This window comes from Vibrio sp. 2096 (assembly GCF_033339595.1).
In the GTDB taxonomy this organism is placed as follows: Bacteria; Pseudomonadota; Gammaproteobacteria; order Enterobacterales; family Vibrionaceae; genus Vibrio; species Vibrio alginolyticus.
Genome location: NZ_JAWOUX010000003.1, coordinates 530,568 through 542,650, shown reverse-complemented (window position 1 = coordinate 542,650; position 12,083 = coordinate 530,568). Strand labels below are relative to the sequence as shown.

The window sequence follows — 12,083 nt, the reverse complement described above, 5'->3', positions numbered from 1 at the left end:
GGCGGCTAACCGCGCCGATTAAGTAATGAGGCTAGGTTTTGCTAAGGTGGGCGGCTTGGTGCCTCGTCGTCGCTCCGCAACTCCTTATCCCTGCGGGGCTGGCACCTTGCCTTTAATTGAAGTAGTCGACCAGTTTCCCTAGGAGGTATCTCGCAAGGTCATACACGAGCACCACAATGACTGCATTCACTATCGAGAGATGATCAAACAGCTCGATGATTTCAACTAACTGTCCATGCGTTACGTATTCATTCATTAGGTTTCGTCTCCACTAAACAAACCGCCAACGGGTTTGAGTTCAATATCTTGCTCCTGCCGTTGTGCATATTGCTCATACGGCGAACACGTGACATAGAAGTTGGATGCGCCGCGAGACAGCTGGACGAGGCAATCGTCCAGATATTCCATCTTGACGCCCAACTTGTTTAGGAATCCGTCATCGAGGTAAGTCACACCGCGTGGTGTGACAACCTCAAAATGCACGTTGACGTGTATCGAGGTGGCTTTGTGCCAACGTTCCACGGCAGAGACATAGATACTCTCTGAGTTCGCCAGTGGGAACCAAGCCGGAACGGTGCCTACGTCATGATAAGACTCATTCCCGCAACCAGAACCCGTACAGCCAGAACCACTAGAACCCATGACAGAACCAGGCGAACCACTTTGACCAGGACGTGCTTGACCTTGCGAAGTCGAAACGCCACTTTGCTGCGAAGTTTGATGAAGCTGCGTTCCTTCCGCAGTTGTCGTCTCAGAATCAGAAACCATACCAATAAGCGCATAAACTAAGTACCCAAATGAAAGCACGACCAGTGCCATAGCTGCTAAGAATTTCGGGTTAAGAAAGATGTTCTTTCCAAGCCCCGACTTGGTGATTTGCCCCGTGACGGTCGAGGCGTAGAGTAGGTGGACATCAAGCGGCACCTTGAGGTTATAAACCACATCGTCTTTGCTTGGTTTGGTGACCGTTCGAGTCGGGTCATGTTCCAAGATGCGCGGTTTGCGGTTGGAAAAGAAGATCCCATCTTTACCCTTATGTTGCTTGGCCAACTCCGCAACACCTTTTAACTCTTTCGGGATTTGAGCAAAGTCAGGCGTGAGCAACACAATGTCCCAGTTGTAGTGCCGGTGCTCCATAAAGGCGTTGTTAAAGTTCTCTGGATAGATGATGCGTCCTTGCTCATCAAAGCGTGTGCGTTGGCAATCGTCTATCTCGCCATTGTCCAAACTGGATGTATCAATCGTTAGCCAACGAGAGTGAAACAGCTCAGAGAATCCTTCCGGTAAGTGAGGCTCAAACTCAGTAAAAGGGCGCTTGTGTATGTTCGCCATTTTGAAACCTGCATTGACCGAGAAGATTTGCTGACACTCATCAATGAGGATGAACGCCCCAATGGGTGCCCAACAGAAAAAGTATTTCCAAAGCTCGAAGCCTTCAGGATTGCGAGAGCTAATGCGAATGAGCCGAGCTGTATCAGGGAACTTCTCACCAAGGCGTTGTTCAATCACTTCAAGTGGCTGCATGCCATGAATGTTGGTAATGCAAATTCGACCTTCACGCAGTGCAGGCAGTAAGTCAAACCACACGGCGCAAGCCGATTTGTAAGAGCCACCGTGACCGTATCGAAATGAAGTAGCCATTCAATCACCAGTTAAAGAAACGCATAACTAAAGACGTAGCGAACGCATCAAAGATGACACGTAGCCCAGAGGTGACGCCGTATTCAGTCAAGATATAACGGACGTCAGAGGGAAGCGCATTAAAGCGGTCTTCGACAAGCGTATAGACGCCATATTCTTCGAGCAGCAGCTGCGCAATCTTGAGTGCGATTTGTATCGAGGCAATCTTGATATCGAGCCATACTGAGATAAGCCACATCGCGCCATATTCAAACGCGTTCTTTATCCATTCAATCGCCACATCAAAGAAGTCGAGAAAGGTTTGCCCAATGTTGGCAATAAACTCTAATGCTGAGTAGATGTATTCCATGTTATTTACTCCGATTACCAAACAGAACCCAAAGGGCGATTAAGGCACAAATGAACAGCACGACAGGGCGCACATAACCCGATACCGCATCAAAACGCTGTAGTCCTGATTCAACGGTTGCGCCTTTGATATTGAAAGACTTGTCGCTTAATGTGCCGTTGTTGAAGTTGGTGCCGATAGTGATTAAGCCTTTGATGTCGTCCACATAGCCTTGAATAGATTCGGCTTTTTCATCTATCGTGGTTTGCAGGTTGGCAAAGTCTTCTGCTGTGAAGATTTCGCCAGTGATAGCGGTGCCCGTAGGTGTACCAAACCCAGAGCCAGTCAATAGACCCTCAATCGCATTTAAGCTGCTATCGAGTTCGCCCACGGAATCACCAAGCCCTTTTAAATCGTTACGAATACCAATAGTGGCGTTGGTATTGTTGTTCACCGCCGTAGTGATATCGCCGTTGGCCTGTTGGATGAGTGCCTTGGTGTTGTTATAAATCTTGTTGTCATTGATTTGCTGCTCTTGAATGGCTTGGGTGTTATCGACCAAAGAGCCTTTCACATCAATAACCGCGTTGGTGATATCAGCGTGTGACTGGTTGATATCGACGTTAAGATCATGAATGCCTTTGTTCACATCCACGTTAAGCCCTTTAATAGCAGAAAGGACTGCCGTGTCTGTCGATTCATCCGTGTCAGGGTCTTCTACATCCGGTTTATCATCAACGACACCGGGATTAACCGTGTTGGTTGAATCGTCGGGTAGGACAGTTGGGTCTTCAATCTCATCGGTTGGGTCATCGGGGTCATGGGTTGGGTCTTCTGGCGTATCCGGTGGAATGATGGGTTCATCAGGCCCATTCACACCCCAGAAAAGTGTGCCACCGTCACACTGACGTCCAGTGTAAGCAAAGCGCAGAGAGCATTGAGAGTCGGGCGTGTACTGTCCATCAGGAACGCCAGTACAAATAATGGTGGATTCGTTTTTGGTCATTTCACATCGAGTCGCACCGTAGTCACCGTAGCACGCGCCTGTCACCAGTTCGCCGTAGACCGCAGGATGCCAATGCAATTTCACCGTATCGCCAATGGACTGTTTGAACTGGCAAGCATCCATACATGAGCCGTCAGGGTTCTCACCATATTCACAGACCGATTTGCAACGTAAGGTTGAAGGGTCAAATTCGCTATTTTCTGGACAACGAACCTCGTCATAAGCAAGACCGAGCCCATTATCACAAACCGTTTGATAGGGATAGCGCGCATTAGAATAGGGTGTCTTCTCAAATGTGCATGAGTCGAAATACCCAGTATCCAAAAAACAAGTATTCACCTTGTAAGGGTCAACCCAATCACCTTGAGAGCCACACCCCCTCATTTGCATATAACTAATACGAGCTTCTAAAGCATACGTATGACTACTAGCACACAGAATAACAAGGGCAATAAAAAAACGGAGATAGTAATTCATTGTATAAAACCAATAAAAAAGGGAGCCGAAGCCCCCTTTATCTATTGATTAGTGAGTATTGATGCCACTCACAAAGCCGTGGAGGAATGCCCCCGCAAAGGCAACACCTAGAACGATAGCGAGAACATCTCCAAGTAAATTACCCGATAAAGGAGGCATAGAGGTGAGCCGTTATTTACGCAAGAAGCCAACAACCATGGTCACACCAAAGCCCAGTGCAGCCATACCAATCAGACCCGCCACAACCAGTGATACGTTAGCTTGACCACCGGATACCGCAGAGTTGATTGCGCCCGTGATATCGACTTCAGCGAACGCCGGAGAGACAGACGCGGCCATCAGTGCAGCGCCAGCTGCGGTCTTTTTGTTTACTACTGCGTGTTTTACGTTAGTTACAACAAGTTCTAGTTTTTTCATAAGATTTACCTTTTACTCATAAGGCGAACAACACGACCCACCCAGTGACCAACGACCATGTTGATCAAGAGCACGCCACTGACATACAGGAACAAGTCACCGTTGAAGAGGACTGGTTCCTTATATTCTTGGTAGTCCACCGCCGAACTCAGCACGTATTCTTGGCAATCCGCAACAGGCGTTTTCGTTGCTTTCAAATTGCCATACTGGTTAACGACGGTGACGCATACAGACATTTTTTAGCCTTGAACGGGTTTCATTGAAGCCTCGAAGTGCTTCTTAATTTCTTGGTCGACTGGAATAAGCTCAGTCACGATAGCGCCCGCTAATGGGTCTTCTGGATTAATCTCCAAGCGCAATTGGTATTCGCGGCGAGGAACAAGAGCACCAGTGCGCTCAAGAAGCAGGGCATATTCATGGTCAATCATCAAAGGTTGATCCCATTGGGGATTCACATCACCCGATTCACCGATAGTGCGGCGTTTGAATTTCTCTGAGTTGATTTCACGTAGAGGACGTGACACGTTCAGTTGAGCACTGTCGCCACGTGCTGAGTTCCAAGTGATATCCATGCCAAGTACAAAAACGGATTTAGCCATTTGTTAAGTCTCCAATATGTGAGTCACCAACTTGCCGTAGGTATCGGGGAAGGTGAATTTCGTTCCATCACGGACAAGGGAACCGACCACGGTTTCAATGTCGCCCTCATGGAACTCGATAAGTGAATTAAGGATTTTCCCGTACTGGCGACGCATCCAGTGCGCAGAGGCCAACAGGTCTAACGCCGCGCGTTTCGTCGGGACAGGTTTGGTATTGAATTTCTTTGCAGTAGAAATTGACGCAGCAAAATCATTGAGCGCGGCATACGCGCCAGCCGGATTCAGCAACACATCAACATTCCATTTTTTCAGCTCAACTTCAGAGCGATACCAGACAAGGCCAGTGTTCGCGAGTTTCTGCTCAAGCGCCTTGTTGTAGATACGCCAGTAAATGCGCGAGGTACGAGAACCAATGGAGTATTGTTCTTTGGTGTAAATCGGTTTGCCATCTTTGCCGATACTGGCAATGGTCATGTCTTCATGAAGTACAGGACCACGGCCACGCTCAGCGGTGCGGAAACAGTCGTCACGCCACGCCTTGTAAGCGTATTCGCAATCAAAAATGCCGTCGTAATCGTCATAGGCCAAGTCAACACGCGCCAGAGTTTGCACACCAAGCACATTGGTCAGCCAGTCATGAAGCGACCACGTAGGACGACGGGCAAATACATGCTTGCATCCCGTTCCGTTGATTTGGAAGTGCACCGTGTCATTGTTACCGCCGATACCAACGAAGCCGCAGAAGTCTTCACCATCTGGCGAAGTCAGTTTCATGGATTCGGTGTAGAACTGGAAACCCAAACCGCGAGGCGCAGACAACGACAAACCAAGCACTTGATTGGTGAAGATACGCAAGCAATCTTCTAAGTAGTTGCGGTAACAGAGTTCAAAGGCTTTGTTGTACGCTTCAATGTCTTCAGACGTCTTAGCGACGGTCGGATTAAACACAGGTGGAGCAGGGAACTTAGGTGCTCGACAGTGACGCTGTAACAGCCCTGATTTGGCAAAGCCTTTGTATTCCTCATGCTTGTGCAATCGACGAACCGCATCATGACAATGGCGTAAGTCTTTAACGGCAAACGTAAAACACAGGTAATCAATATGAACGCTTTGCTCATCGAACTTTTTGAGGATGTTAGTTGCAGTAGTCATCGAACACCCCCAAATTGATACGTTGTTCAACGGTCGTGTTGGTGATGGACACCAACTCATAAGAAGCGAACTGAGACGAAGCCCAAGACTCAAGATGAGACATGGATTTAAGCAAATCCCATTCGTCGCAACCTTTGACCAACACAGACACCGTGTAGTCAGGCAGCAAGTCGTAATAGATGATTTGAGCTTCGTTCATGATTACTGAGCCTCAACCAAAGCTAGGAGCCCAGCTAACATACATAACAGTTGAAGTGGCTTGTTGCGTTCCATGTTGACGGCTCCAGTACGAAATATTTCGTATAGTTAATACGAGATTTTTCATAGTGTAAATACGATAAATCCCGTACATATAAGCTAGAATCAAGAAAAGAAATTGAAAGGCAGGATTGGAAAATGTACACAAACAAGCTCATTGATGCCTATAAAGAGCAGATGAACTACGTGCAATACAAACAAATCGCGCCAGACTTAGGCATAAGTCCTCAAATGCTTACTGATGTGCGTAAAGGAAGAACGTATTTAAAAGAAAATCAGATACTTATGCTTGCCGAAGCTATCGGTGAAGACAAAGAAAAGGCTCTGATTGGCTTAGCGATGGATAAAGCAAAAACGCACGAAGCGCAGACACTATGGCAGAACATAGGAAAAAAGTTTAACGGACTTGGATTATCAAGTATTTCAATGGCTTGTGCTGGATTGGCCTTAGTGATTGCAAGTCCTAAAGAATCACTATATCAGTGCGCATTATGTATATTATGTTAAATTGTATATCGCCGTACGCCAAATGTTGTCTGAGTATGCTCCTATTCCCCTGCAGATTTTAAATTTAAGGGCCTTACTGTGAGCATTAAACATAATGGTTATTTACCATAAAATAGCTAATATCGATCTATCAATCTACGATTGCTTGCTCTTCAATTAGCAACTTATAAAAAATGGCGTCTATTTCTTTAGACGCCATTTTTGTTTACTGGAAATATTAAATTAGCCACCGGCTAATTTGACTGTCATGCCTTTCTTTTCAAGATGTGCCTTGATCTTGTCTCTAGCATCACCTTGAATCTCGATATTGCCATCTTTTACAGAGCCACCACAGCCACAGACTTTTTTGAGTTCTGCCGCTAATAACTTTAAAGGTGCATCATCCAAGTCTAAACCTGTAACAATGCATACGCCTTTACCTTTACGGCCTTTCGTTTGGCGCTGAATCCGAACAACACCATCGCCTTTAGGGCGAGATACTTTTTCTTCTTCCGGTTTAATTCGACCGGTTTCTGTTGAATATACCAGAGTCATTCTATTGTTTCTTTTGTTGTTGAGCTTGCATCGCTTTTTGCTTTGCAACCAAATAAGCTTCGATATGGCGTTGAATAGCGGCTTTACTGCCCTTAATCAGTTTACCATTAAACATACAGTACCAAGAGTTAGGTTGGCCTGTATCATTTTGAATAGTATAGCCGTTAAAGACCTCTGATTTTGCAACACCTGTTTGCTGCACTCTCTGTCCGAGTGAAGCAAACTCTTTGGGATCAATAATCGATGCGGTGTCACACCACCAATCAATGCTTTTCTTTACCGCCGTCAAACTTCCCTGTAAGACGTGGTTCTTGATTTTAACCTTCCAAACACTGCCATCTGATCCGACTGACTGCAGGTTAAAACCTCTATAATTTGAAATCGCCATACCACTGAGTCATCTGTTTAATGCGTTGATATAATCATAATTGCTACTGAGCAATATTCAAATACGGCTTGAATAAACCTTGCTCTAGAAAACAACTTGTATCATAAAACGCGTCTCGATAACGTTAATCACTTTGCACTGTTTATACAATCTTCCAAGAACTCATGAAATTTGTGCCCGTTGTTTTGAAGCATTTTAGGGAACATTGAGATCGGAGTCATTCCTGGAAATGTGTTTACTTCGTTTAAGTAAATCTCATCATCTTCCGTTAGGAAAAAGTCGATACGAGATAAATGACGAAGATTCATTTGTTTAAATACCGTCTCAGACGCGTGTTGGATGGAATCTAATTGTATTTGAGTTAGATTCTTCGCCTCAACTTCTGTGAGCGAGTGACTTGAACTGCTGTACTTTTCATCGTACGAGTAAAAAGCACCATCAGGCGCGATGACCTCGCCTGGCTTAGTGATATGTAGTTGGCCATTCATCTCATATGCAGCAACTTCAAGTTCTCGAGGTTTTACTGCTTTCTCAACCAACACTTGGTCAGAAAACCCAAAAGCATCATTTACTGCATTAGAAAGCTTGTCTTTTTCTGTGACACTGTAACAGCCAACGGAAGAGCCTTGGCGAGCGGCTTTAACAAAAACTTTTCCCCACTTTTCAAAGGCTTTATGAGCTTGAACGTGAGCTTCTTCATCGTTTCGCGTTAAGAATAAGTATGGCGTATTGGGTATGCCGATAGCGTCGTACCAAAGCTTAGATGTGATTTTATTGAAACTATTGCTACTCGCTTCTGGCCCGCAGCCAAGATAAGGAATACCTGCGATTTCAAACAGAGATTGAATGTCGCCTGTTTCGCCAGGAAAACCATGTATACAAGGCACGATGAAATCAATGGTTTGATTAGATTCACTTGAGCACAACTGCTTGGTATTGAGATCCAAGTAAACCAACTCACCTTGGTTGGTCATCCAACCTTCGTTTTTTATTTCTACGCGTGTAACGTGAACGTCTTCAATAAGATTTAGTTGTTGTTCGACAAAGTTTGCAGACAATAATGAAATCTCGTGCTCAGAAGAGCCACCGCCGCATAGTAAAAGAATATTTTTAATCATGAATCCATCTTTCCGTGACCTACAAAAGATACTATTTATTATGATAAACCTTTGAAGTGTGACGTACAGTAATTTTAATGTGAGGAATGTTGTTCGAATAGGATTTGAGCAAATAAATAAGGGAGCTATTCGCTCCCTTATTTGATGTGTTAATTTAATTTGTTAAGCGTTGGGTAAGCTGAGTTTTTGATTGCATCAATGCTTTTAACAAATGGTCTTAACTGCTGAAATTGAGCTGGCAAAGTCGAAATCGCTTGCTTGGCTTCTGCGCTTGTTGCGTAGTCTCCGTATAAAACTGAGAACCACTTAGTACCGTTTACAACTTTGTAGTTTTCCCAAATTGGCTGACCGTTCTGTGGCAGCTTATTTGCAAACTGATCGACTTTAGCTTGGCTACCCACAGCTGCGACTTGAATGGTATAGCCGAATCGTTGAATGCCAGCTTGCTTTTTACTTGGTGGTACGATCTTAACTGGCTTCGCCTGCTCTTTTGGCGTTAGCTTGACTACTTTCTTCTCTTCAGGCTTTGCCGTCATTTTCACAACAGTTGGTTGTACGTCTTTTTCTACTACAGCGTTTTCAGACGCCATAATTGGTTTAGAGATACGATCTGATTTGTAGTCCTCTCGGTAACTTTCTGAGGTCACATCCGTGATGTAAGTTTCAGATGCACAAGCAGAAAGCAGAACTGACAAGCCGATGATTGCGATTTTTTTCATGAAGTAACAAATGCTCTGGATAAATATTACGATAAATCATGCCGATAGCAGGGCCGTTTATCAAGCATCAAATACAATAATCTGTGATTTTGATGTGATGAATAACACAAACTCCATAAGCATCGTACACATTTTCTGCAATGTCTGGCCTGAAGATGTTTTATCAGAAAATTATTCGTTTATGATTGATATGAAACCGAGAAGCCAACGTGACTTACAAACGGCCAGGAGTCAGCATGAATAAACTACATAAACTCTTTAAACCCAACTCTGTGGCCGTTATTGGGGCATCTCAAAAAGCATTGCGAGCAGGACATGTTGTGATGCGCAACCTTCTACAAAGTGGATTTGGTGGCGCGATTATGCCAGTAACGCCGCGATATAAAGCCGTATCTGGCGTGATCGCTTACCCTGATGTAGCTTCCCTGCCCTATACGCCAGATATTGCAATTTTGTGTACGAACGTTTCACGTAACGAGCAGTTGCTTAAAGAGCTAGATGAGAGAGGCACACCGTTTGCGATTGTTATCTCTGATGACCCTAAGCCTTTAGATATTTCATCATTGAACATTCGAGTTTTAGGCCCAAACAGCTTAGGTATCATCCTTCCTTGGCACAATTTTAACTGCACGTTTTCCCCTGTCGCAGCTAAACCCGGAAAAATTGCTTTCATCTCACAATCCGCGGCGGTTTGTACCACTGTTTTAGACTGGGCAAATGATAAGAACATTGGTTTTTCTTCGTTCATTTCGATTGGGCGCGGACAGGATATCGATTTTGCAGATTTGCTCGACTATTTGAGTATGGATGGAAACACAGAAGCTATTCTGCTTTATGTTGATAATATCCAAGACGCTCGCCGATTTATGTCTGCTGCGCGCGCCGCTTCACGTAACCGACGTATATTGGTGCTAAAAGCGGGCCGCTCTAAAGAGATGAATACTTTTGAGCAGCAAGACGGAGATACACTTGACGTAATTTACGATTCTGCTATTCGCAGAACTGGTATGTTACGAGTCAGCAATACGCATGAGCTTTTTGCCGCGGTTGAAACACTCACGCATTCTGTGCCACTTCGTGGAGAGCGTTTAGCGATCATCACCAATGGCGGCGGCCCTGCTGTTATGTCCGTTGATACTTTGATTGAACGTGGTGGCCAACTCGCAACGCTTGATGACGCTTCCATTGAGCAATTACAAGCAGTACTTCCATCCAACTGGCGTGCTCGAAATCCAATTGATCTGTCTGGTGACGCAACCCAAAAACGCTATATTGATACCATTAACGCACTGATGAATAACGACTGTGCAGATGCGATATTGATTATGCATAGTCCTTCTGCTGTTTCTGATCCTCTTGAAACTGCTCAAGCCGTTATTAATGCCATCAAATCTCACCCTCGGCATAAGCATTTTAATATCTTGACCAACTGGTCAGGAGAACAAACGTCGAGAGAAGCGCGACTGGCCTTTACTCAAGCAGGCATTCCAACCTATAGAACACCTGAAAGTGCGGTTGTAGCATACATGCACTTGGTCGAATACAGACGAAACCAGAAACAACTAATGGAAACGCCAACGACGGCAGAGCCATTACATTCTGGAAGTGTGAGTTCAGCAAAAGAATGGGTAAACGAACGACTACTGGATAAAAACACAGTCACCTTAGATACGCATCAAACCAGCCCATTATTTAAGCTGTTCGGGTTTAACGTTTTGCCGACGTGGATTGCATCTGACGACATTGAAGCCGTTCATATGGCAGAAAATATTGGATATCCTGTTGCGGTTAAATTGCGTTCTCCAGACATTCCTCATAAATCGGATGTTCACGGTGTCGCTCTAAATTTAAGAAACAGTCGAGAAGTTTCCAACGCAGCGCTATCCATTTTAGATACCGTAAAGCTCAGCTACCCTTCCGCCAATGTACATGGGCTGTTGGTACAAGGGATGGCAAAGCTCGGCAGCGCTGAAGAGCTACGGATTAGTATTGCAGTAGATAAAGTCTTTGGACCAGTGATCTTGCTTGGTCAAGGCGGCTCTGAGTGGAATATCGCTCAAGATGCCGTCGCTGCACTTCCTCCTTTGAACATGACGCTTGCGCGCTACCTTGTCGTTGTTGCCCTAAAGTCTGGAAAGATTCGCCTGCAGAAACACAAAGATGCGCTCGATATTACTGAGTTGTCGAAGTTCTTGGTTCGTATCTCCCAAATGGCAGTTGAGTTACCAGAAATACAAAAACTGGATATCCATCCAGTACTAGTGTCCGGAAGCGATTTAACTATCCTTGATGCAGATGTCACACTGTGTAAATACGAAGGAGACGCCCAAAAACGGCTAGCGATTCGCCCTTTCCCGGCAGAGTTTGTCGAAACGGTGACGCTTCGAGATGGCCAACCTATCCTGCTTCGCCCTATCTTGCCAGAGGATGAGCCGCTGCATGCTCAATTCATTAATAGCGTATCGAAAGAAGATCTCTATAAGCGTTTCTTTTCTGAAGTTGGAGAGTTCAACCATGAGGCTTTGGCAAACTTTACTCAAATCGACTACGACCGCGAAATGGCGTTTGTTGCGGTAGCGTTTAATACTGACGGACCGTCTATCATAGGGGTAGCCCGCGCATTGATTACACCAGACAATAGTGACGCTGAGTTTGCTATTTTGGTTCGTTCAGATTTGAAAGGAAAAGGTTTAGGCAAAGTGCTGATGCAGAAAATAATCAGCTATTGCAAAGTTAAAGGCACAAAGCAAATGTCTGGAATGACCATGCCAACAAACAGAGGAATGTTGATGTTGGCTCAGAACTTGGGGTTTGAGATCGATGTCCAGTTTGCAGACGGTACGGCAGATATGGTGCTCCCTTTAAATTGAAAAGCGCAGCATTAGCGATGACTTTTACTTCTTACATTCGATAATCAATGGGAATCTAAGAAGTAAAAG

15 protein-coding genes are annotated in these 12,083 nt (G+C 45.0%); 2 read left to right on the top strand and 13 right to left on the bottom strand.

The window, feature by feature from the left end; all coding sequences use genetic code 11:
- Nucleotides 1-112: 112 nt before the first annotated feature.
- The 9 genes from R7Q41_RS08615 to R7Q41_RS08575 all read right to left on the bottom strand — a co-directional run bounded on the left by R7Q41_RS08615 (nt 113) and on the right by R7Q41_RS08575 (nt 5,819).
- Nucleotides 113-256: a hypothetical protein gene (locus tag R7Q41_RS08615; RefSeq protein ID WP_020840617.1), complete on the bottom strand. Its 144-nt coding sequence runs from the start codon at nt 254-256 to the stop codon at nt 113-115.
- Nucleotides 256-1,641, bottom strand: a complete 1,386-nt coding sequence (locus R7Q41_RS08610) for a zonular occludens toxin domain-containing protein (RefSeq protein WP_031419350.1) — start codon at nt 1,639-1,641, stop codon at nt 256-258. Before R7Q41_RS08610 ends, R7Q41_RS08615 begins: the two co-directional genes overlap by 1 nt.
- A gap of 4 nt (nt 1,642-1,645) precedes the next feature.
- Nucleotides 1,646-1,990 carry a DUF2523 family protein gene (locus R7Q41_RS08605; RefSeq protein WP_005477634.1) on the bottom strand — a complete coding sequence of 115 codons (345 nt, stop codon included), beginning with the start codon at nt 1,988-1,990 and terminating at the stop codon, nt 1,646-1,648.
- Nucleotide 1,991: 1 nt separating this feature from the next.
- Nucleotides 1,992-3,452, bottom strand: a complete 1,461-nt coding sequence (locus R7Q41_RS08600; RefSeq protein WP_318144467.1) for a hypothetical protein — start codon at nt 3,450-3,452, stop codon at nt 1,992-1,994.
- Between the two features lie 171 nt (nt 3,453-3,623).
- Entirely contained in the window at nt 3,624-3,869 is a 246-nt protein-coding gene (locus tag R7Q41_RS08595) for a hypothetical protein (protein WP_213911943.1), read from the bottom strand.
- 5 nt (nt 3,870-3,874) lie between these two features.
- Entirely contained in the window at nt 3,875-4,105 is a 231-nt protein-coding gene (locus R7Q41_RS08590; RefSeq protein ID WP_318144466.1) for a hypothetical protein, read from the bottom strand.
- Between the two features lie 3 nt (nt 4,106-4,108).
- Nucleotides 4,109-4,468 (bottom strand): DUF1293 family protein, encoded by a 360-nt coding sequence (locus tag R7Q41_RS08585; protein ID WP_005477647.1) that lies wholly within the window; start codon nt 4,466-4,468, stop codon nt 4,109-4,111.
- A 3-nt stretch (nt 4,469-4,471) separates the two neighbouring features.
- Nucleotides 4,472-5,620, bottom strand: a complete 1,149-nt coding sequence (locus R7Q41_RS08580) for a replication initiation factor domain-containing protein (RefSeq protein ID WP_258487223.1) — start codon at nt 5,618-5,620, stop codon at nt 4,472-4,474.
- On the bottom strand, nt 5,604-5,819 hold the full coding sequence (locus R7Q41_RS08575) for a hypothetical protein (RefSeq protein WP_029826510.1): 216 nt from the start codon (nt 5,817-5,819) through the stop codon (nt 5,604-5,606). Before R7Q41_RS08575 ends, R7Q41_RS08580 begins: the two co-directional genes overlap by 17 nt.
- 197 nt (nt 5,820-6,016) lie before the next feature.
- Between R7Q41_RS08575 and R7Q41_RS08570 the strand changes: the two genes are divergently transcribed.
- Complete coding sequence (locus R7Q41_RS08570; RefSeq protein WP_080540066.1) at nt 6,017-6,385, top strand: DUF3693 domain-containing protein; 369 nt, start codon at nt 6,017-6,019, stop codon at nt 6,383-6,385.
- 222 nt (nt 6,386-6,607) lie between these two features.
- Here R7Q41_RS08570 and yciH read toward each other — a convergent pair whose 3' ends face one another.
- From yciH to R7Q41_RS08550, 4 genes are all read right to left on the bottom strand, one after another.
- The gene (gene yciH, locus R7Q41_RS08565; protein WP_005376292.1) at nt 6,608-6,919 is read right to left on the bottom strand and encodes a stress response translation initiation inhibitor YciH; all 312 of its coding nucleotides are present in this window, start codon (nt 6,917-6,919) and stop codon (nt 6,608-6,610) included.
- A 1-nt stretch (nt 6,920) separates the two neighbouring features.
- On the bottom strand, nt 6,921-7,307 hold the full coding sequence (locus R7Q41_RS08560) for a DUF3319 domain-containing protein (protein WP_005376294.1): 387 nt from the start codon (nt 7,305-7,307) through the stop codon (nt 6,921-6,923).
- A 128-nt stretch (nt 7,308-7,435) separates the two neighbouring features.
- Nucleotides 7,436-8,425, bottom strand: coding sequence for a D-alanine--D-alanine ligase (locus tag R7Q41_RS08555; RefSeq protein ID WP_033907069.1), 990 nt, complete (start codon nt 8,423-8,425; stop codon nt 7,436-7,438).
- Between the two features lie 149 nt (nt 8,426-8,574).
- Nucleotides 8,575-9,144: an SPOR domain-containing protein gene (locus R7Q41_RS08550; protein WP_005390018.1), complete on the bottom strand. Its 570-nt coding sequence runs from the start codon at nt 9,142-9,144 to the stop codon at nt 8,575-8,577.
- 236 nt (nt 9,145-9,380) lie between these two features.
- Here R7Q41_RS08550 and R7Q41_RS08545 point away from each other — a divergent pair, with 236 nt between their 5' ends.
- On the top strand, nt 9,381-12,014 hold the full coding sequence (locus tag R7Q41_RS08545) for a bifunctional acetate--CoA ligase family protein/GNAT family N-acetyltransferase (protein WP_213891335.1): 2,634 nt from the start codon (nt 9,381-9,383) through the stop codon (nt 12,012-12,014).
- Nucleotides 12,015-12,083 lie beyond the last annotated feature (69 nt).